This window comes from Finegoldia magna ATCC 29328, from assembly GCF_000010185.1.
Taxonomy (GTDB): domain Bacteria; phylum Bacillota; class Clostridia; order Tissierellales; family Peptoniphilaceae; genus Finegoldia; species Finegoldia magna_H.
Window position 1 is genome coordinate 1,187,501 of sequence record NC_010376.1, and the last position, 21,915, is coordinate 1,209,415.

General features: G+C 31.8%; 16 protein-coding genes and 1 rRNA gene (1 of these 17 running past the window's edge). 4 read left to right on the top strand and 13 right to left on the bottom strand.

Annotated elements, in window-relative coordinates; all coding sequences use genetic code 11:
- The 3 genes from FMG_RS05790 to FMG_RS05800 form a co-directional block, all read right to left on the bottom strand.
- Positions 1-147: ribosomal RNA gene (locus FMG_RS05790) — 16S ribosomal RNA — on the bottom strand (it extends 1,375 nt beyond the left edge of the window).
- 417 nt (positions 148-564) lie between these two features.
- Positions 565-1,038, bottom strand: a complete 474-nt coding sequence (locus FMG_RS05795; protein ID WP_002837111.1) for a threonine/serine exporter family protein — start codon at positions 1,036-1,038, stop codon at positions 565-567.
- Positions 1,038-1,832 (bottom strand): threonine/serine ThrE exporter family protein, encoded by a 795-nt coding sequence (locus tag FMG_RS05800; RefSeq protein ID WP_002841148.1) that lies wholly within the window; start codon positions 1,830-1,832, stop codon positions 1,038-1,040. Before FMG_RS05800 ends, FMG_RS05795 begins: the two co-directional genes overlap by 1 nt.
- A gap of 44 nt (positions 1,833-1,876) precedes the next feature.
- Between FMG_RS05800 and FMG_RS05805 the strand changes: the two genes are divergently transcribed.
- Positions 1,877-2,380: a nitroreductase family protein gene (locus FMG_RS05805; protein ID WP_012290826.1), complete on the top strand. Its 504-nt coding sequence runs from the start codon at positions 1,877-1,879 to the stop codon at positions 2,378-2,380.
- A 53-nt stretch (positions 2,381-2,433) separates the two neighbouring features.
- Here FMG_RS05805 and FMG_RS05810 read toward each other — a convergent pair whose 3' ends face one another.
- The 7 genes from FMG_RS05810 to ileS form a co-directional block, all read right to left on the bottom strand.
- Positions 2,434-3,549, bottom strand: coding sequence for an NADH:ubiquinone reductase (Na(+)-transporting) subunit F (locus tag FMG_RS05810; protein ID WP_002837230.1), 1,116 nt, complete (start codon positions 3,547-3,549; stop codon positions 2,434-2,436).
- A gap of 9 nt (positions 3,550-3,558) precedes the next feature.
- Positions 3,559-4,143 (bottom strand): NADH:ubiquinone reductase (Na(+)-transporting) subunit E, encoded by a 585-nt coding sequence (locus FMG_RS05815; protein ID WP_002841172.1) that lies wholly within the window; start codon positions 4,141-4,143, stop codon positions 3,559-3,561.
- A complete protein-coding gene (locus tag FMG_RS05820) occupies positions 4,143-4,757 on the bottom strand; it encodes an NADH:ubiquinone reductase (Na(+)-transporting) subunit D (protein WP_002837277.1) in 615 nt (204 codons plus the stop codon). The genes FMG_RS05815 and FMG_RS05820 overlap by 1 nt, the downstream gene beginning before the upstream one ends.
- Complete coding sequence (locus FMG_RS05825; protein ID WP_002841152.1) at positions 4,757-5,362, bottom strand: FMN-binding protein; 606 nt, start codon at positions 5,360-5,362, stop codon at positions 4,757-4,759. The genes FMG_RS05820 and FMG_RS05825 overlap by 1 nt, the downstream gene beginning before the upstream one ends.
- Positions 5,355-6,350: an RnfABCDGE type electron transport complex subunit D gene (locus FMG_RS05830; protein WP_012290827.1), complete on the bottom strand. Its 996-nt coding sequence runs from the start codon at positions 6,348-6,350 to the stop codon at positions 5,355-5,357. Before FMG_RS05830 ends, FMG_RS05825 begins: the two co-directional genes overlap by 8 nt.
- Before the next feature lie 283 nt (positions 6,351-6,633).
- Positions 6,634-7,680 (bottom strand): lysylphosphatidylglycerol synthase transmembrane domain-containing protein, encoded by a 1,047-nt coding sequence (locus tag FMG_RS05835; protein WP_012290828.1) that lies wholly within the window; start codon positions 7,678-7,680, stop codon positions 6,634-6,636.
- Between the two features lie 129 nt (positions 7,681-7,809).
- A complete protein-coding gene (gene ileS / locus FMG_RS05840; protein ID WP_012290829.1) occupies positions 7,810-10,917 on the bottom strand; it encodes an isoleucine--tRNA ligase in 3,108 nt (1,035 codons plus the stop codon).
- 370 nt (positions 10,918-11,287) lie between these two features.
- On the opposite strand from ileS, the gene FMG_RS05845 reads away from it, so the two are divergent.
- Together FMG_RS05845 and FMG_RS05850 are read left to right on the top strand one after the other, a co-directional pair.
- Complete coding sequence (locus tag FMG_RS05845; RefSeq protein ID WP_002837249.1) at positions 11,288-11,632, top strand: DUF5684 domain-containing protein; 345 nt, start codon at positions 11,288-11,290, stop codon at positions 11,630-11,632.
- 9 nt (positions 11,633-11,641) lie between these two features.
- A complete protein-coding gene (locus tag FMG_RS05850) occupies positions 11,642-13,189 on the top strand; it encodes a cell wall-binding repeat-containing protein (RefSeq protein WP_012290830.1) in 1,548 nt (515 codons plus the stop codon).
- A gap of 75 nt (positions 13,190-13,264) precedes the next feature.
- Here the strand turns inward: FMG_RS05850 and FMG_RS05855 are convergent, their stop codons facing one another.
- The 3 genes from FMG_RS05855 to FMG_RS05865 are packed head-to-tail and all read right to left on the bottom strand — an operon-like array spanning position 13,265 to position 18,393.
- Positions 13,265-14,242, bottom strand: coding sequence for a CAMP factor family pore-forming toxin (locus FMG_RS05855; RefSeq protein WP_012290831.1), 978 nt, complete (start codon positions 14,240-14,242; stop codon positions 13,265-13,267).
- Positions 14,243-14,254: 12 nt separating this feature from the next.
- Positions 14,255-15,970 carry a CAMP factor family pore-forming toxin gene (locus FMG_RS05860; RefSeq protein WP_012290832.1) on the bottom strand — a complete coding sequence of 572 codons (1,716 nt, stop codon included), beginning with the start codon at positions 15,968-15,970 and terminating at the stop codon, positions 14,255-14,257.
- 56 nt (positions 15,971-16,026) lie between these two features.
- Entirely contained in the window at positions 16,027-18,393 is a 2,367-nt protein-coding gene (locus FMG_RS05865) for a lectin like domain-containing protein (RefSeq protein ID WP_012290833.1), read from the bottom strand.
- Positions 18,394-18,775: 382 nt separating this feature from the next.
- Here FMG_RS05865 and FMG_RS05870 point away from each other — a divergent pair, with 382 nt between their 5' ends.
- Positions 18,776-21,901 carry a lectin like domain-containing protein gene (locus FMG_RS05870; RefSeq protein ID WP_012290834.1) on the top strand — a complete coding sequence of 1,042 codons (3,126 nt, stop codon included), beginning with the start codon at positions 18,776-18,778 and terminating at the stop codon, positions 21,899-21,901.
- The last annotated feature ends 14 nt before the right edge of the window (positions 21,902-21,915 follow it).

Consider the following 21,915-nt stretch of genomic DNA (forward strand, 5'->3'; position numbering starts at 1 on the left):
GGCAGGTTGCTCACGCGTTACTCACCCGTTCGCCACTCTCATTAGTAATCTTCCACCGAGGTTTCTGTCTACTAAATCCCGTTCGACTTGCATGTGTTAAGCACGCCGCCAGCGTTCGTCCTGAGCCAGGATCAAACTCTCAATTTAATGTTTGTTTGAAGCTAGCTTTTCAGCTGACTTTTGCTTTTTTTATTCTCACCGAATTATTGTTTGGTTTGTACTTCTCTCAAAGTATTTACTTTATTTAATTTATTAAGGTTCTATAGTTTGTTGTCTTAGTGACAACTTACTTCGCACTTTCGTAACGACTTTGTTAGTATATCATACTAACTTTTTCTTGTCAACACTTTTTTTGATATATTTTTTAATCAAAATGTGTTTTTCTGAAATGTTACTTTAGTGAACTATTATAGTTTACTATCATCATTTCGTTTTGTCAAGTGTTTTGTAAATTTTTTTTAATTTTATTTTACATTCATTACTTGTTTTTGAGTAATTTAAAAAGCACTTAACTTAAAGTGCTTTTATATGATATCAAGGTTTTTATTTTTTGTCAAGTGTTTTTTATTTTTTTATTTTAAATCTTGAATTAGTGCGCAAATGCTCTTTTGTATTATGCTTTATTGATTTTGATGATAGTGATGCTACAAGTATTCCAAGTGCAATACTTGCCGCATATAACATTGCGTTTCTTGCATGTGAGAATGCTAAAGTAGAGTTTTGTTGGATAGTGTAATACATTGTGTAATACATGTCAGCCCCCGGGACCAAAGATATTATCCCTGGTATTACAAAAACTGTTACTGGCATTTGTACTTTTCTAGAAGCTATTTCTCCTATTATTCCTACAGCAATTGATGCGAATAGGGCTGCAATAAATTTGTTGTTTAAAATTATCGTTAAATATTTGTAAACAAACCACGCTACAAATCCAGATATCATTACTATTTTATATGATTTTTTGGGAGAATCGTAAAATAGGGAGAATCCTAATGTGGCAAATGATGATATTATAGATTCTATTACTATATATAACATTAAATCGCCTCCATCATTACTGCAAAGTACAATACACTACCAACTCCAAGCGCTATACTTAATGCTGTGATTATGGCATTAATCATAGAACTTATTCCAGATAACAAATCTCCACTTAAAACATCACGAACCGAGTTTGTAATAGAAACTCCTGGAACAAACGGCATTATACAACCTACAATTATACTATTCATATCTAATGCTACATTTAATACTCCAAAAATCTTTAATGTTAGCATTGTAAGCAATGTCATAAATGCTACTGTAATGTATGTGTTTACAAATTGCGGATTTTCTTTTTGTTGGAAAAATCTGAATACTAGCATTTCAAGTATTGATATGAAAAAGGCTACTATTGGTTCGATTATTCCTCCTACAAGTAAGTGAGCAAATAATCCTGATGCAACTGCTGCTCCCAAAATGTAGAGTTTTTTGTCTACTGATCTTTTATCTATTTTATTTATTATTTCTATTGACTCATCCAAAGTGTATACATCATTAACAAAATTTCTGGAAAAATTATTAATTTGATGTATTTTCCATAAATTTGTCGCTTTTGGAATTGTTCTTCTCATAGTTACAAGATCTCCAAAATCAAAACTCAAACATATAATTATACAAGTATAAGAAACAAATACATTTATTTTGTTTACTTTTTGAATACTTTTGCTCATTCTAAACGCTGTATCTTCTACGCGATATGTTTCAGCTCCACTTTCAAGCAAAATCCTCGCAGTATCAGCTACTACATCCATTAAATCTTGGCAATCTTCTTTTGTTTTTACGAATTGCAAAATATCTCCCCCAGTATTAAAATTATATCATATAGGAGGCATTTATGGATATTATCAAAAACAGAAGATCGAGAAGAAATTTTACATCTAAAAAAGTATCAATTGACGATATTAAAAAAATTGTAGAGGCCGGAACGTATGCTCCTACTGGAATGAACAAACAAGACAATATAATTGTAGCTATCTCTGATGATAGTACGATGGATAATTTATTAAACGCCATAAGAAAGCACTTGAATAATGATTGTTACAATGGATTTTATAATTGCAAAAATATGATTTTGTTGTTGAGTCCAAGTGATAATCGAAATAGAAAATTCGACTGCGGATGTATAATGCAAAATATGATGTTAAAAGCTTGTGAGTTAAATGTTGCAAATGTCTGGATTAACCAGTTTTACGATTCATACAATAGTGAACCTATAAGAGAATTTTTAAAATCATTAGATATAGATGACAAATACGAAATCACTTGTGCACTTGCTTTGGGTTATAGTGATGAACAACCAAAAAATAAGCCTAACAAATTTATGACTAAATTTATTTAAAAAAATAGATCGATTGAATCTGAAATATAATCAGTTTCAATCGATCTTTTATTTTAGAAGTTATCGTAGTAAATTCTATCGTCAGTTACTCCAACTTCGTTCAATGCTTTTGTCAAAGATTCTATCATTCTTGGCGAACCGCACAAATAAGCTGAGCTGTTCTTTCCAGTTTCTTTGCAATATTTCTTGATTGCATCATCAGCATGTCCAGTATCCCCTTCCCAATTCATTTCAGGAGTTGTTCTTGACAATACTGGTATAAATTTGAAGTCGTACAAATCTTCCTCAAATTGTTTCAATTCATCCAACAAGAATAAGTCATCTGGAGTTTTGGCCCCAAAGTAGAATCTCGCTTTTCTTTTAACATCATGATCTCTCATGTGGTTAAGGATAGATCTTATTGGCGCGAAACCAGTTCCCGCTGCTCCTAGGATGATCTCAGTATCTTCATCGTGATAGTAGAAATCACCATAAGGACCATTGATAGTAACTTTGTCGCCTTCTTTAAGAACTTTGTGGCAATAAGTTGTACAAATACCCTTTGTATATCCAATTAACAATTCGATATGTTTTTCATCTCTGATACTAGAAGCAATAGAATACGCTCTGAATACTTCTTCATCTGATCCTTCATATCCATCGCCTTTTGGATATTCTTCTGCTTTTAATTGTACATATTGACCTGGTTTAAACTTGATAGTCTCTCCTTCTGGAAGTTCAAATCTAAACTTAGTGATTCTATCAGTCAAAGGTAATTTTTCAACAAGAGTTGTTTCGTATTCTTTGACATTGAATAATTCTTCTGGAATTTGAATCGAAATATCTTTTTTGACTTTTACTTGGCAAGATAATCTAACGTTGTCGTTAAGTTCATCTGCTGTTAACATTGGTTTTTCTGTAGCAAGTACAGGACCTGCTCCGTCCAATACCTTCACTTTACAATATCCACATGATCCCTTTCCACCACAAGCTGATGGAATGAAGACTTTTTGATTTCTAAGTGTAGATAGTAAACTATCTCCACCATCTACTGTAAATTCTTTATCGTTATTAATAGTTAGTTTTACTTCGCCATAATCTGCAATGTATTTATCCGCAAATGAAAGTAACAATGCAAATAGTGCACACAAAACCGACACTACAACTGTTGTAATAATTATTTGTCCCATAATTCCTCCTTATGATATTTGAACTATACCGGAGAATCCAATGAATGCCATCGCCATGATTCCAGTTATAATTAAAGTTAAAGGAGATCCTTGAAGACCTGCTGGTACAGATGTATCTTTGATTTTGGATCTAATTCCTGCCATTGATACGATTGCTAGCATCCAACCAAGTCCACTTCCTATTGCAAAGCCTACTGTTTGCAAGAAGTTGTAATTTCTGATTACCATGAACAAACTTACCCCTAAAATCGCACAGTTTACTGTGATAAGTGGCAAGAATATTCCCAATGCATAGTATAAGTTTGGAATATATTTTTCCAAAATCATTTCCAATAATTGAACAAACGCTGCTATTGAAATAATAAAAATTATATATCTCAAATATTCTATATTAAATCTAACAACTAATTTGTATAAGAAAAAGTTGATTATAGTTGTGATTGTCAATACGAATGTTACAGCTATTCCCAATCCTGTTGCAGTTTCAATTTCTTTACTTACAGCAATGAATGAACACATTCCCAAAAAGTTTGAGAAAATCATGTTCGAAGTAAAGATTGATGCAAAAAATATAACTAAAGGACTAATTGTCATTACTTAGCATCTCCTTCCTTTTTAAGATGAGCATTAGCAATCCACATTACTATAGGTAAAATGAAGAATGCTGCTGGTGGCATAACCATCATTGTCCATGGCACAAAACTTGCAGGCATTATTCTAAATCCGAATACGCTACCGAATCCCAATAATTCTCTGATTAAAGCTATTAGCACAAGAACAACAGTATAACCTAATCCAGATGCTACACCATCTACAAAACTACTTACAGGATCATTGCTGATAGCAAAAGCTTCTGCACGTCCCATTATTATACAGTTTGTAATAATCAATCCGACATAAGGTCCTAATGTTTTACTCATTTCCGGCATATAAGCTCTCAAGAAAATATCAACTATTATTACGAAAAAGGCAATAATAAATACTTGGACCATCATACGAATGTGTTTTGGAGTTACTTTTCTAAGCAAACTAATCATAAAAGATGAACATCCCGTAACAAATGCTAATGCAAGTCCCATAACTAATGAGTTCATGCACAAATTTGTAACCGCTAATGTGGAACAAATTCCTATAACTTGAATAAGAACAGGGTTGTCATCTAGCAATCCATTTTTCAATAATTTAGTATATTTATTTGAATTAGCCATTATTTACCTCCATTCTTAATAAACTCATTCACATCTTCATTAATCATATTCACAACAAATGTGGATGTTTGAGTAGCACCACTTATAGCATCAATGTTACCACCGTTTGCTGGTTTATTGATTACAATTTTGCCGTCAACTGGTTTCGAAATATCCAAATCTCTGTATTGGTTTTTATATTCATCTTCTGTAATACGTCCACCCAAACCAGGAGTTTCATCTTGTTTGATAAATTCTATTCCAACAAGTTTTTTCATATCTTTAGTTATTCCTACATATCCACTAATAGAACCCCAAAGACCAGGACCATTAACAGGAACTGCGTAAGCTTTTTCTTCACCATCTTGTTTTAAAATATAAAGTTTGTTGCCTTTATAGTCTTCTTCTGTGACATTATCTTTAAAAGTTTTGTCGATATTTGATGGCGAAGTATCTTTAGGTAAGATATTAAATACATTCAAAATCTTGTGTTTTAATTCGATATCTTGATTAAATTTTACTGTAGGAGTTGTAACTTGATTCAACAAAGCCAACGCTAATGTCAAAACTAGTGTCAAACCCAACATAAAAATTACTGGATATACGACTGATTTTTTCTTAGCCATTAACCTTGACCTCCTTATTAGATTTTGCTTTTTTATTAGCTTGAACTTTATTTACACAATAATCAATAATTGGCGCAAAAGTATTGCCAATAAGAACAGCAAACATTACACCGCCTGCAAATAGTGCAAATCCTCTGATAATTACAGTAACAATTCCGATTATAAAACCGTAAATCCATTTACCAACAGTAGTCTTTGCTGCAGAAACAGGATCTGTTGCCATGAATACAGTACCAAACAAAAATCCTCCCATTAACATTCCGTAAATAGGATTTGGTACAGAAGTTACTCCCATAGCATTAAATACTAAACTTAATGCGCAAAAACCTAGTACACTTCCTGCCATAATTTGCCAACTTGCAACTTTTTTATAAATCAAATAAATTGCCCCAATTATAATTAAAACTTTACAAGTTTCACCAATAACACCTGGAATTTGTCCAAAAAGCATTGTTGGAATTGTTTCAAATGTTGAGTGTACCTTAAATGCTGTCATCGGAGTTGATTGTGTCATTGAATCCAATGATTTGGTTAAATAAGTTCCAAATCCTCCTGGAAAACCACCAACAGCTTTGTTCCAATAAATAGTCATTTGTTGAGGAAAATTAACATAAATAAATACACGAGCCACTAAGGCTGGATTGAAAACATTTTTTGCAAATCCTCCAAAAACCATCTTACCGAAAAATATACCAAACGCTATACCAACAATTGAAATCCAAAAAGGAATTGATGGTGGTAATGTCATTGTATACAAACAAGATGTGACAATAGCTGCTTCAGATATTTTCTTTCTTTTGAATATCTTAGCATTTGCTAAATATTCTACAAGGCATGCAACAATTATGTTTAGCAAAAACAAAGCTAACACTCTTAGACCATAAAAATATATCGCTACCAAAGCAATCGGCAAAAGAGCAAACATAACAGGATGCATCATTTTTTGTTTCATAAAATATTTATTATAAAACTCTTTCAAACCTTTCACCCCTTATAAAAATTTTTTATATATAAAACCCATAAAATACGGATTTGTTTTCATAAATAAAAGCTTTTCACTATTTAGAATTAAAAATATTTCTTTAATTAATCATATCATAAAGCACACTAAAATCAATGATAAAATTTGTTATTTTTAATTATTACAATATCATTTAATAAAGATATTAATCATATATAATATACCCATTTAAATAGGAAAATATTTATTCTTATCAAATTTTCCCACGAAAAAATCGACCTAAATTAATAGATCGATTCGAAAATTATTATTAATTTAATTTTATTAGAGTTTTGTTTTTCTGATAGTTTTTGCGATTAGTCTTAACTAATAAAAAGTAAAGTCCTGCAAAAGGTACAGCCAAGTAGAATGTAACAAATCTATTGATTGCCATTATACTAAAGGCCAAAGATTTTGGCATAAAAGAAGAATACACAAGCATCATGCTTCCTTCAATAACTCCTACTCCCCCTGGAATATGCACACTCTCAAATGAAATTGTAACCACAGCTTGGATTAAAACCAAAGTCATAAAATTAAACGAATTTAGCCCAAATGATTTATACAAAATCGCAGGGATCGCAAACGAGAACAAAAGCATCGGGATTGATATGCACAATAATTTTGCAAAAACTTTTTTGTTATTAATCAAAAACTTTCCGAAATTCTTGTGTTCTTCAATAGTTTTTGCTATATCTTCTTCTGATTTACTGAAACGTTTAAGCAGTTTAAATTTAGAAAATACAGTATTAAAAAATCTGATTACTCTTGCAGCCAAATTACTATTGAACATCAAAAATCCTATCCCTATTACCAAAATCAATTGGCAGCCAATTCCATATATAACTAGGTACTTAAACTCAGAAATCGATGCAATTCTTCCCACTAATCCAAATATCATAGCAACGAAGAAAATAATTACCATAGATAAATGATATATCCAATTAAATGAAAGTAGCGAATTAATTGTAGTCAATGAATCAATATTATCAGTTCTCATTGTGTGATATTGTAATGGTTGTCCAAGACTTCCACCTGGAGAAATCATACTGAAAAAATAATCTGTAAATGTATATCCAAAGCATCTTTTGAAAGATACATCATAACCTTGTATTTTAAGAAGAAATTTGTACGAGATAGCTTCAAGTAAAAAAAACATAAACATCGTCAATATGCACGCTGCCAAGAAGACTGGCGCGATTTTTTTTATTACATCGAAGGCATCGTCTGCTCCTATTTTACTTTTTATGAAAAAAATTACCCCTATACTAAATAAGAATACTAAAATTGCTCTTATAATTGTGTTTTTACTTTTCATGTTACACCCCATCTTATAAAAGTATACCATTAGTATAGTACAGCTTGCAATTATTATTTTTAATTGTTGATTTTTTGTATACTTTTGAACATAAAAAAGCCTACCGATTGTAATCAGTAGGCTTGTTAATTATTTTCTTATAACGTCAATTTTAACATTTTCTCCATTCAAATCAACATCTTCACCATCAACATTTTCATCAATAACAATGTCAACAGTTAGTGTTTCATCTTTTATGAAGTCTTCATATTTTTCAATTGCTTGTTTGATTTTGTCAGTAGGATTGATTTTGATGATTATGTTATCCAAAACATCAAAGTCTTTGGCTTTTCTCATTTGTTGAACCTTACTTACAAGTTCACGTGCATATCCTTCCATTAATAAATCATCAGTGATTTCTGTATCCAAGATTACGAAATAATCTCCTTGCATTGTCACATCGAAGCCTTCTTTAGAGTTGATTCTTACATCGACGTAATCTCTCTTGATATCAATGTCTTCATCGTCCAATTTAATATTCAAATCTGACTTATCAAGTTTTGAAATGAAATCCTTAGCGTTGATATCTTTCAAATAATTTCCAAAAGATTTGATGTGTTTTCCAAGAATACTTCCTGCAACCTTGAAGTTAGGTTTTAATTCGTAATTCATGAATTCAGACAAATCTTTTTTATATTCGATGTCTTTTAAGTTGATTTCTTCTTTTATTAAATCCTTGAATTCTTCGATTTTTTCTCTGAATCTTTCATCTAGGACTATTTTCTTCAACGGTTGACGAACTTTAATATTAACCTCTTCACGAGAAGCTCTCGCAAGTGTTACAAAAGTTCTCACGATTTCCATTTTTTCTTCTAATTTATTGTCGATTAAATCTTCATTTACCTTATCGAAATAAGCCAAGTGAACAGATTTTTCACCAGTTAAATCGTGATACATTTCTTCTGCAATAAATGGAGTAAATGGAGCGATTAATTTAGTAAGTCCAACTAATATTTCGTAAGTTGTGTTGTATACAGCCTTTTTGTCATCATCCATTTCTGTTTTCCAGAATCTTCTTCTATTACGTCTGATATACCAGTTTGATAAATCTTCTATAACAAAGTTAGAAATTTCTCTGGCAACTTTAGTGTATTCAAATTTATCCATGTTTTCAAAGTAGAATTTTTGTAGATTTGTAAACTTAGACAAAATCCATTTATCAATTACAGCTCTATCTTTGTATTCTACAAAATATTCTGTAGGGTCTGTTTCATCAGTTGTTGCATACATTTGGAAAAAGTTATAAGTGTTTCTGAAGGATCTGAAGAATTTACTTTCAACTTCTTGTAAACCGCTTACATCGAATTTTGTTGGAATCCATGGCGGAGATACATAAAGCGAGTAGAATCTAACAACGTCTGCTCCGTATTTGTCGAATAATTCAATCGGATCAATTGTGTTTCCTCTGGATTTACTCATTTTCTTTCCATCTTTATCCAAGATTAAATCATTTACCAAAACATTCTTGTATGGTGCTTTTCCTGTAATCATTGTAGAAATAGCTAACAATGAATAGAACCATCCACGTGTTTGGTCGATTCCTTCGTTGATGAAATCTGCAGGGAACACTTTATCAAAATCATCTGTGTGTTCAAATGGCCAGTGTTGTTGAGCAAATGGCATAGCACCAGAGTCAAACCAAACGTCAATAACATCTTTTTCTCTTGTCATTATTTCGCCACATTCTGGACATCTAATGTGAACATCGTCAACGTATGGTCTATGAAGTTCGATATTTTCATCGATATCTTCAATAGCTAACTCTTTTAATTCTTTTCTTGAGCCAACAGAAAGTGTGTGGTTACATTTGTCACATTTCCAAATATTTAATGGAGTTCCCCAGTATCTATTTCTAGAAATTGCCCAGTCTTTAATATTTTCAAGCCAATTTCCAAATCTACCTTCACCAACGTGTTCCGGATACCAGTTTACACCTTTATTATTTTCAACTAATTTGTCCTTTAATTTACTAACTTCAATGTACCATGATGGTTTTGAATAATAAATAAGTGGTGTATGACATCTCCAGCAATGAGGATAATTGTGCTCGATTTTTTGTTTTCTGAATAATTTGTTTTCTTCTTTTAATCTTTGTAGTACTTCTGGATCTGTATCCATAACGTGTTGACCAGCCCAAGGACCTCCAACGAATTTTCCTTCCTCATCAACAGGATTGATTAATGGCAAATCGTATTTTCTTCCTGTTTGATAGTCGTCTTCCCCAAAAGCTGGCGCAGTGTGTACAATTCCTGTACCATCTTCAACTGTTACATAATCTGCACATGTCACATAAAATGCTTTTTTATTCACATCATAAATAGGTAAAAGTTGTTCGTATTCCATATACTCCATGTCTTTACCTTTTAATTCTTTGATTAAAGTGTAGTCTTCACCTTCGTGACCCAACAAATCATGTGCTTTATTTTTTGCAAGATATATTTTTTCTCCGTCTTTTTCTGCCAAAATATAATCTATATCAGGATGAACTGTCAAACAAACATTTGATGGCAATGTCCATGGAGTTGTAGTCCATGCCAAGAAATATTCATCCGCATCTTTTCTTTTGAATTTAACATATGCTGTTGTAGTTTTGATATTTTCATATCCTTGTGCAACTTCGTGTGATGCAAGACCAGTACCACATCTTGGACAATATGGAAGAATTTTAGCTCCTTCGTAAATCAATCCATCCTTGTACATTTTGTCAAGCAATGCCCACACTGATTCAATGTAATTATTGTCCAAAGTTATATATGGATCATCCATGTCGACATTGTATGCCATTCTGTCAGACATTTCTTGCCATTTTTCTCTGTAAGAAAATACAGATTTCTTACATTCTTCGTTGAACTTTTCTATACCGTAATTTTCGATTTCTTTTTTGTCATGAAGACCGAGTTTCTTTTCAACTTCGATTTCAACTGGAAGACCATGAGTGTCCCAACCAGCTTTTTTGTAAACTTTGTATCCTTGCATAGTTTTATATCTGCAAGTCATGTCTTTTAAAGTTCTACTAATAACATGATGAATTCCTGGTTTTCCATTGGCTGTTGGAGGGCCATCATAGAAAACATATCTATTGTCTTCATCTCTACTGTTGTAAGTTTCATTCAAAAGATCTATCTCTTTCCAATACTTACTAGTAGCCTGTTCACGTTCTTTAACAGGTTTCTTAGAAAGTTCCTTAAACTTTTTCATAAAAATATCTCCTTATAAAATAATTAAAAAATCCCTTGGAAAATTAATTCCAAGGGACGAATAAACCGCGGTACCACCCTAATTGTGTAAACCTCTCATTTCTTGTAACGTCAAGTAATACGCACAGACCTATTAGATCTGTGAGCTTCTTTCAGATGATTCAAATATTTTTTTAATTTATCCCTCTCACCAAACAGGATTCTCTGTAAAATTAATCAAAATATTTCGTTCTGATCACAGCTTTTAATAGAATTATAATAATATATTTTTAATAATTTGTCAAATATTTATAAAAATTATACAAAATTTCTCACGCCACTACCAATAAATTGTTTTAAAAATGCTATAATAATATAAAGGAGTGATTAAAATGATTATAACAACAATTGTATTATTCTTATATGTAATAAATGCAATAGGATTGTGGAAAATGTTTGAAAAAGCTGGAATATTTGGATTGTGGAGTTTTGTACCATTATTAAATGTCTGGCTATTGTTCAAAATAGTTTATGGAACAGGAATCGCATCTCTTGCACTACTAATTCCAATAATAAATTTCTTTGTAATTTTACATCTAAACTACTCACAAGTAAGAGTCTACGGACAAGAGGATTTGCTTTTCAAAATAATTTCAGTATTCTTTCCTCATCTTACAAGAGTATATATTGGATGGAGTGATCTTGAATACATCGGACCTGTTAGATCTTTAGGTTAGGAGTTAAAAATGAAACACTTTAAAAATTTCAAAATCATCGTTTTGGCATTTATATTAGCACTTTCAATATCAACGACAACATTTGCAAAAAAACAAATCGAAAAAGTTTCAATCGAAGGTAAAAACAGATACGAAACGGCAATTCAAATATCAAAGATTTCGCATCCTAAAACCTCAAACACTGTAATAATTGTAAATTCAGAAAAAATCGCAGATTCATTGTCAGTTGGAGTCTTAGCTCACCAAATTAAAAGTCCTATTCTTTTAACTGATTTTGATAAAATAAATGAATCGACACTAAAAGAAATTCAAAGACTCAAAGCGAAAAACATCTTGCTGATAGGTGGAAATCAAAGTATTTCCAAATCACAAGAATCATATCTTATAAAACACAGTTATAATGTAAAAAGAATTTCTGGAAAAGATAGAATTGATACATCATTTGAAATAGCAAAAGAAATTTCTAATATCAAAAAATCAAAAGAATTCGACAATGCATTTGTTGTTCACGCCACCAAATCAATCGTAGATTCAGCAAGTGTCAGTGCAGCTGCATGTCGTATGAATAGTCCAATTTTATTCGTAGGAAATGACACAACATCATTTAACGAAAAATGTGCAAAATATACATTCAAAAACACTTATTTAATAGGTGGAGCTACAGCAAAATTTTCAAATAGTTTCCCAAATTCGAAAATAGTTTATGGGAAAAACAGAAATGATACAAGCATGAAAATAGCATATACTTTCTTCAAAAATTCGAAGTCTGTATTCTTAGCAAAAAACGGAGAACAAATATTTTCTGAATTGATAGATTGCGTAACAGTAGCACCATTTGCAGCAAATGAAAAATCTCCTATTATATTTGCATCAACAAAAAATAATCTAACAAAATCAGAGAAAAGTTTTTATGATAAATTAAACCCAAATAAAATAACATTAATCGGCGGTGGACTTCATCTTAAATTTGACGAAATAATCGGAAAAACTCCCCCTAAAAAAGATTACGTATTATTAAATGTCCCACAAATCAACCAAAACAAAGCAGGTTTACCAATGGGATGCGAAGCAGCATCACTACTTCAATGTTTGCACTACAAAAACATAAAAACAAACACGAATATTAACCAATTTATAAAAGAAATGCCACTTGCAAAAGATAACAATCCAAATCACGGATTTGCAGGCTCTGCTTTTAATATTGACGAAAAAATATACCAGTCAATATTTCCAGAACCCCTAACAAAATGGGCAAATAGATATTCAAGAGCAGAAAATATTTCGGGAAAATCTTCGGAATATATAAGAGAAGAAATCGCAAAAGGAAATCCAGTAATATTTTTTGGAACTTATAAATTCAGAAATCCAACATTCAAAGATTATTTCTGGGGAAAAAATGCCCTCTACAACGCACACGTAATGGTAGTTGATGGCTACGATAAAAATAGAATGCACATCGTAGATCCCGCAGAAGATAAACCAAACGGATATTGGATATCCCGTTCGCTTTTCGATAAAAGATACAACATCAAAAAGTTTGCAGTCGTTGTGAGATAATTTTATAATAGATACAACAAAAGCCACCATATGGTGGCTTTTTTCATTAGTTTATTTTCCTAATCTCAATAAATTTTATTCATAGAAAGATTGGAATTGTTGTACTAATTGAGCTGCAATTACGCTTGATGGTCTGATTTTTCTTAATTCTGCTCTTGCACGATCAATTGTTTTACCAACTTCAACTCTCTTATCACCATGTCTTCTAGCTCTTATAGCTTTTCTCATAGCTTCTCTTAAAGTTTCGATTTCAGTTTTAGTTGCTCTGTAATCTTCGCTGTTTAATGCTTCGAATACTGCTTGGTCTAATCTGTCGCCTAATTGATAGATTTCTGCAACTGTTTCTTGTGGTCTAAGTCTCATTAATGTAATTTCGTGAATTTCTGCGTTTAATTTGTCAATTACTGCTCCTGACATATTTTTTAATTCATGATATTTTAATGATCTAGCTTTTGCTAATTTGTGATCCAAATCTGATCTTACATATATATTTGCTGTATCATTTAATCCAGCATCTGGATAGCTTAATAATTTTTGTGATAATGATTCAAATTGTGCCATGTAAACTTTCATGTCTTCTACTGTATGGAATGGAGAAGCTGCGATTACAAATCCTCCGAAGATGTATTCAGCGATTTCTGCATGAGCTGCATCTACTTTGTATCTTAATTGAGTTGTAGCAAATCTGATTGCTCTTCCCATTCTACCTAATAACAACAATCTTTGTGGAATAGATGATAAATCATAAATATCTGCTACTCCCATTCCTACTGCTGTTTGGTCAATTTTGTCGCTAATTTCAAGAGAAGTTTCGTTGAATTTATCAACCATTTGTTTTTCGTCTTCTCTTTTAACTTGGATTGCGTTTACTTCGTTTTGAATTGATTTGATTTGTCTTTTATAAACTTCTGCTTCATCAATTCCTAATTTTTCAGTTTCTTCTGCTCCTTGAACGATTTCAAGTTTATCTTCTTGTGCATAAGATACTGCTGGTGCTACTGTTCCCAATAACATACTAGATAGTAATACTACTGATAATGCTTTTTTTAACATATTTTTCATCTCCTAATAATTAAGTTCAAATGTTTTTACTTGGTCTTTTAATTCGATTTTTACGTTGAAATCTTTAACCCATGTTCCAAATTCAAATCCGTTATATTTTACTGATGTAACCCCATTGTTGAAGTAAACATCTCTTACAATTGATTTTTTAGTGTTTGAAACAGTTACTTTTGCTGGTCCGTTGTATTTTTTGCCGTTTTTAGTTGCTTTAAATTCGATAGAGAATATACCAGCTCTTCTTTCTGAAGGGTTGATTTCTGTTATTTGATATTCGTCTTTGTCAACTTTTTTAATTACGTTTAATTTAAATTTATTAGTTACTCCATTTTTAGTAGTTGCTGTTATTGTTGTTGAACCTTCTGCAACTGCTTTTATAGTACCTTTTTCATTAACTTTTGCGATAGTTTCGTCATCTGATTTATATGAAACTTCTTTTTCTAATGCATTTTCAGGGAATACAAATGTCTTTGATGCTAAATCATATGTATCTCCAACTTTCAATGTAGTAGATTTTACTGAGAAACCAATGTTTTTAACTTCATATGAATCTTTTTGAATATATGGGTTATTGTTAACTACTCCTCCACCATTTGAACTAGTGTTAAGGTATTCAGAGTTTTCTCCTGTTGCTTGCAAGAATGGAATTGATGATATGCTTTGACCAGGTTCAACGATGTGAAGTTCAAAGTTTGATTTTGCGTATCCATCTTTTGATACAACTGTAATCATTACTGTACCAGTTCTAATTGGAATGATTGTGTTACCAACAACTCTTGCCAAAAATGCATTTGATGAATAAATAAATACTTCTTTGTCTTTAACTTCGTTTGGTAAAACAACTGGAGTAATTTTTGTTGTCTTGTTTAATGAAATGGCTCCAACGTTACCTTCAAAAAATTCAATTTTTTCAGCCTTTACTTTTGGTCCTGTAATTTTTTCCATTGCTGCGTGAAGTTTTTTAACTTGATCGTCCAATTCGCCACATTTTACTGTGATTCTAAATTGCAAACCAACTGTTTTTGAAATTTCTTCACTTAAGTCTCTTACGATAAATGAATTACCAAATCTCGTTCTTGAAGAACGAACTTTTTTTGCTTCTCTTATTTCTCTCCAAACTGCTGCTTTTTTGTAAATAGTAGCTATGTCGTTTGGTCCCAAATCAGGATAAGATAACAATTCTTGTTCCAATTGATCAAATCGTTGGATGTATTCCATAATTTGTTGTTCACTAGCAAAAGGATTAACAGCATATAATATACCAGTTATTATATATTCTGTAATTTTAGTGTGAGCTGCTATAACTTTATTAGAAAGTTCTGTTGTTGCAAATCTGATTGCTCTACCAATTCTAATCATCAATTGTACTCTTACTGGAATTGTAGTCAAATCGTAGATTGAGTTTTCTAATGCTCCTACAGCTTGCGCACTTCCTACTGCTTGGCGTTGCTTCATTTCAGCTACTTTGATTTCTTTATCTAAGAAATCATGTGCTTCATAAAACTTATCCAAAACTTCCTTGTACTTTTCATCAGCTGGTTCTATGTCTTCAACTGATTTTACAGCTTGTGTCAAACCTTCTTTCAATTCCGAGATTTCAAGTTTAGGTTCTTCTTGTTTTATTTCCAAAGAATCTGCGAAAACTTCACTCAAAGGTGCGACAGCTATAAAAGTCATAGCGAACACTAAAATCATTGCTAATGATTTCTTTAAATGTTTCATATTTCCCTCCTATGAACTAAATATTTTGTTTAACAATCGGCACTACCCGTTATTGATTAAAACCCAAATTTAATCGTTTCTTTGTGATTTCTAATAGTTATAGTTGCTTCAAAATCTTTTCTCCAAACTCCAAATTGTCCTCCATGGAATTTAGATTTTGCATGACCTGAATTGAAATATATTGTTCTATTTAATGTTCTTTTACCGCTTCTTACTGTTAGTTTAGCTGGGCCAGAGTAATTTCTGTTACCTTCTTTTGCATCGATAAATACTGTGAATATTCCAGCACGCCTTTTAGATGGTGCAAATTTTTCTATTTTAATCTCGCCTTTTTCTTTTGGTATTACAATTATTGTAATACTTGTTTGTAATCCTTCTTTTGTCTTAATATCTACTTTTGTTCTACCGATTTTTTTAGCTGTTATCACTGATTTAGAGTCAATGTCAATTATGTCAGTGTCTGTTATTTTGAAATCAAATTTTCTTATAGCTGTTTGTGGGTAGCTTAAAATTTTAGGATTCAAATCAAATTTGTCGCCTTGTTTGATAGTAACTGATGGAACAGATACTCCCAAGCTTCTTATAACTTTAGGGTCTAGTTTTTGATTATCTATTGGTGGTTTAGGAGGTACTACTGGGATTTCTGTATTGTCCGGATCTGTTTTTGGATCATAATCATTGTCCCCTGTTACCTCAATCATTTTTCTATCAGGAACTCTAATTCCTTCTGGAGCTACCAATAAATTAAATCTTTGAGTTATTTTGCCATCAACAGTCTTGATTAAAATGTTTGCATTTCCAACACTTACTGGATAAACTGTTCCGTCGTTTTTAACAACTGCAACATTTTTATCTAGTGATTCGAAAACAACTGGATCGTTGTTAAATTTTTCTGGTTGAACTGTAGCATGAAGTTTACCTTTTTTCTTTACACTGATAAATCCTTGGCTTCCTTCTTTTACAGTGATTGATGTTGGCTCTTCTATTACTTCATTTGGATCAACTTCTGGAACTGTATCTCTTGGAAGAACTTCTCCAGTAGTTCCAATAGCTTTGATACATGCGTTGGCATTTCTAACTTCTTTAGTCAAATCAGTCCATTTATCACCTTGTGATGAAACGTATGATTGTCCTTCTTGTGCTGTTGCTTTTGAAGCATAATTAGCAATTGGCATTTCAATTGGCATTGGGTATTTGTATTTTGAAGCTGAAGAATTCATGTAGGCTACAATTGCAAATCTTTCACCTTTTTTCACTTTTATTTGGTTGGTGTCTAATGTGTAATATCCTGGATATTCGATAACACCGCTACCAATTTCTTCTCTATTTGCTGTCAAATCATCAGTAGATTTCAAATCTCTTACAATATACAATTTGTACTCTGTATTCATCGCAACAGTGAACAAACCAGCTTGATAAATTGTTTGATCTTCATCAGATGTAAACACATTTGCAATATAACCTTGCATATTGTATCCAACACTTCTTGTTGCTCCGAAATCATCGTATTGAGAAATTACTGCATTAGGATCTTTTCTTTGAGGAATGAATACCGCATTGGATTTACCACAGAAACCATCGTAATACGATACGTAATAGTATCCACCATCCATAAAGCTTGTTCCCCAACTATTTTTTACAATCCATGCTCCATCTCCAGGAGCTTTCGTTTGGAATGAGTTTTTGGAGAAATTATCATCCCAACCTACAATTGTTCCTGCATGATCTGCTTTTCCACTTCCTGGATTGTAATAACTTCTAGCTTCTTTCTTTTCGTAATACTTTTGGGAGCTTAAAGTTGTGTAAACTCCACCGTATTCCATTATCGCTTGTTTAATAACATTTGTTTCATTTGCATTGTGAACATCTGGAAGATAAATTACTTTATCAATATCGAATGCTCTTTTAACATTTGATGGCGATACATTTATGTAAGCGTCATATGGGTCATCTTTTTCTAAAATTGGACCAGTTCCTCTAGCAAGATATGATGTTGCAATATCTCTATTACCTCCATCATTTGGACCCCAATCGAAACCATGCATGTTTCTCATATGTTTTTCACTAAAATCATATTCTGTCCCAAATAATTTTAAATAAGATTCCATGGAACCATATGTAGCAAATGTCCAGCAAGAACCATTTTGTCCTTGATTTTTGACTGAAGAAACTCTGTTAGTTTTTCTCAAATCATATTTTGATGGAATCGCAGCTCTCACTCCAGCTTTTACTGAATCGTAAGAAGTCTTCAATGGTGATATCAACAATTCATCATCCTTGGAATTTTCTTTAAAACTATTTTCAATAGGACTTAATTCTAATTTAGAATTATTGTCTTCGTCTGCAAACGTTGGATTTGTTACTAACAATGATGAAACCATGACTGTTCCTAGTAGCAAACTCAGAATTTTTTTAAATTTCATAACACCCTCCTTTTGAAATATACTACTAAATTAATAGCCTTAATAAATATGTTTTAAATCCAAAAATTATTATAATAGCCCCAATTTATTAATTTAGAATTTGCAATTTGTTGTTTTTATTATATCACATATTTTCGAAATGTCTATGTTTTTCATGAAATTTAATTTTATTTATTTAAAATTTTACATTTTTTTATACTGATTTTATCATACTACAGCATAAAATGATTGAAAATCACAAATTTCGTCGTTTTTATGAATTTTATCAAGATATATATTTATTCTTCTAAAAGTAGTATAATAAAGTTGTTAATTCTTAATAGTATTATCTATACTATTTTAATATTGAATTAATATTTATAATCATTGCAAGGAGTTGAATATGAAAAGAAAAAATTTATTGCTTTTTATTGCGGTTTTTACGTTACAATCTATGTTTTCTACGAGTTTTGCAGAATCTCACAAAAAGTTTAAATTAAACGATGATTTAACTGTAAAAGAAATCGATTTTTCTGAAGCACCTCGTAATCCCGCATTTAATAGGCAGATGAATAGTCCAAAGACTACGAAAAATTACGGTTCAAATGAAGATCCTTTTTTGGTTAATACAAACTACGATTTGTTTAATCAAAAAGAAGACATTCCAAGACAAAAAGCTTATGGAATTCCCACAAACTATGATTTGCGCCAGCACAACAGAGTTACTCCTGTAAAGGCACAAGGCCCGAACGGATCTTGTTGGGCATTTGCTACATATGGTTCTGCAGAATCGAATATGCTTACGAATGGTCAGTTCACAGATTTTTCTGAGAAGCATTTGAGAAACACTCATGGTTTTGACTGGGGTCCTGATCAAGGTGGTACAAGAGCAGTGGCCGCAGCTTACTTAGCAAGATGGTCTGGCCCTGTTTGGGAAAAAGACGATCCTTATTCTGCTTATGATTTCAGCTCACCTTATAATTTACTTCCACAAAAAGAATTGAAGGAAGCTTTGTACATTCCAGATGTAAATAACAATCAAGATCGTGACAGATTAAAAAGAGCGATAATGAGATATGGTGCATCTTATACAACTATAAATGGAGACACAAATTATACCAATTTTTATTCTATGAGCCATTACAATCCTGGTTACGGTTGGCAAAACCACGCCGTAACTATAGTTGGATGGGATGATGATTATTCACGATACAATTTTGGCATAACTCCTCCTGGTGATGGAGCGTGGCTTGTAAAAAATAGTTGGGGTGATCGTTGGGGAAATCAAGGTGGATATTATCATGTATCATATTATGATGCTCACGTTGCAAAAGGAAATTGCATTTTTGTTTTGAAAAACAAAGATAGAAATAAATCCATCTGGTATTATGATGATTTGGGAATGACCGACAGTATTGGTTACAACCAAACAGGTTGGTTTTCAAATATTTTTGGCCCTGTAAGTAGAACTAGCCAAATCGACGAGGTTGGTTTCTTCGTTCCATCAAATGGTGCTCAATACGAAATTTATGTAAATACAAATATCGGTGGAAATAGCGGTTTCAACGATAAAGTTTTGGTTGCACGTGGAACTGTGGAAAACGCAGGATATACAACAGTAAAATTTAATGCGCAAAAAATAAATGCAGGAGCATATTTTGCACCAATTGTAAAACTAACAACTCCTGGTTACAGCTACCCTATTCCTATTGAGTCTATGATTTATGGATATTCATCAAGAGCAAGGGCTGGATATAATCAATCATTTATTTCTAACGATGGATATAATTGGTCGGATTTGGCAAGAAACAGATCAAATGCAAATGTCTGTTTAAAAGCTTTCACGAAAGCTTATTCTGGAAATAATGTCAATCCTATTCCTGATCCAGTAGATCCTAATCCACAACCAGATTTTCCTGAACCCGAACAAGAAATCAGAGTAAATAAAATTTCAGTTTCTGAGGATGATATTACATTAAAAGAAGGAGAAGAAACTCAAATCAATACAAAAGTTTATCCAGAAAATGCGACAAACAAAGAAATGATATGGTCATCTTCTAATGCAAATGTATGTGCTGTAGATAATTCTGGTTTGATAAGAGCATTAAATCTTGGACAATGTTATGTAACAGTGAAGTCTGCAGACAATCCTAGAGTATTGCAATACATCAGAGTTAAGGTATTAGAAAACGAAAAACCAAATATAGATGATAGTGTTGGCAAAGATGTCAAAGTTCAAAGTATCATCATGTATCCTTCCTATAAAAAAGCAAAAGTCGGAGACAAATTTAGAATTGATACTAGAGTATTACCAGGAAATGCAAAAAATCCTCAGATAACTTTGGAAAGTTCGGATGAAAACATCGCATCTGTAAGTAATTCTATGGTGGTATGTAAGAGTCCTGGTAAAGTTAAAATAATTGCAAAATCAACAGATGGTTCAAACGTTTCAAACTTTGCTGTAATTTATGTAGAAGGCGACAGTCCTGAAAGCAAGAATGCTATTAACATAAAATCAAATGCCTACAGAAATTCAATATCTATAGGTAATACTAACAATATTTCCGCTATAGTAACAGATTCAAACAAACGAAATATTAGAAATGCAAAGGTCAAATTCACAATTAACAAACCTTCTAAAAAAATTATAGAAAAAGAATTGACTACGAACTACCGTGGACAATCTATACTATATTTAAAGGCTAACGAGTTGAATGAAGTTGGAACTTATAACGTAAATATCTCTGCAACAGATTCAAAAGGCAATACAAACGAAGATAATTTAAGTTTTGAAGTAAAAGATAACAGAGCAACTTTCGAAACAAAAGTTGATTTAAAAAAAGCAGAAATAAAATTGAATCAAAACGCTATAATCAGTGTAACATGCAAGAATAATTCATTGAGGATATCAGATGCTAATGTATTGTTAAGCATCACTGATGAAAATGACAATAAACAAGAAAAAAGACTTAGGACTGATAGATACGGTAATTGTTACTATACATTCAGACCAGTTTCCAAAGGGAGATACTACATTGAAGCAACAGTTTCTAAAAACGGCTACAAAAATTCTTCAGGAAATACAACACTTATTGTCAACGACTCAGAAAACAAACCCGAAACAAAACAAACTGTAAAATTGAAATTTGAAACAGATAAAAAATCATATAATATTTCAGATACAGCTAACATAAAAATAATTGCTACAGATGAAAGCGAAAGGAAACTCGCTAATTTGAAATTGGCGGTAAGAATAAGAAACCAAAAAGGATTTGATAGAACAATAGAAAAGATAACCGATTCAAACGGTGTCGCAAAAATGTTGATTAAACAACCAACAACAACATCTCCAACTAAGTACACAATAAAAGCTTGGCCGCTATCAAATCCGAACACATCATTTGATTTGAAGATTTCATTTGGTAGTTCGAATAAACTTGAAATTAATTCAATTTACAGTCCGTATAATTTTTACAACAAATATAACCACAATTATGTAATTCACAATTACATTAGAAATATCAGATAAAACTAACGCCCTTT

Coding starts and splice junctions, on each gene's coding strand:
- FMG_RS05860 (WP_012290832.1), bottom strand. CDS start 15,970: ATGAAACATTTAAAGAAATCATTAGCAATGATTTTAGTGTTCGCTATG.
- FMG_RS05870 (WP_012290834.1), top strand. CDS start 18,776: ATGAAAAGAAAAAATTTATTGCTTTTTATTGCGGTTTTTACGTTACAA.
- FMG_RS05855 (WP_012290831.1), bottom strand. CDS start 14,242: ATGTTAAAAAAAGCATTATCAGTAGTATTACTATCTAGTATGTTATTG.
- FMG_RS05805 (WP_012290826.1), top strand. CDS start 1,877: ATGGATATTATCAAAAACAGAAGATCGAGAAGAAATTTTACATCTAAA.
- ileS (WP_012290829.1), bottom strand. CDS start 10,917: ATGAAAAAGTTTAAGGAACTTTCTAAGAAACCTGTTAAAGAACGTGAA.
- FMG_RS05850 (WP_012290830.1), top strand. CDS start 11,642: ATGAAACACTTTAAAAATTTCAAAATCATCGTTTTGGCATTTATATTA.
- FMG_RS05845 (WP_002837249.1), top strand. CDS start 11,288: ATGATTATAACAACAATTGTATTATTCTTATATGTAATAAATGCAATA.
- FMG_RS05865 (WP_012290833.1), bottom strand. CDS start 18,393: ATGAAATTTAAAAAAATTCTGAGTTTGCTACTAGGAACAGTCATGGTT.
- FMG_RS05810 (WP_002837230.1), bottom strand. CDS start 3,549: ATGGGACAAATAATTATTACAACAGTTGTAGTGTCGGTTTTGTGTGCA.
- FMG_RS05835 (WP_012290828.1), bottom strand. CDS start 7,680: ATGAAAAGTAAAAACACAATTATAAGAGCAATTTTAGTATTCTTATTT.
- FMG_RS05825 (WP_002841152.1), bottom strand. CDS start 5,362: ATGGCTAAGAAAAAATCAGTCGTATATCCAGTAATTTTTATGTTGGGT.
- FMG_RS05820 (WP_002837277.1), bottom strand. CDS start 4,757: ATGGCTAATTCAAATAAATATACTAAATTATTGAAAAATGGATTGCTA.
- FMG_RS05795 (WP_002837111.1), bottom strand. CDS start 1,038: ATGTTATATATAGTAATAGAATCTATAATATCATCATTTGCCACATTA.
- FMG_RS05815 (WP_002841172.1), bottom strand. CDS start 4,143: ATGACAATTAGTCCTTTAGTTATATTTTTTGCATCAATCTTTACTTCG.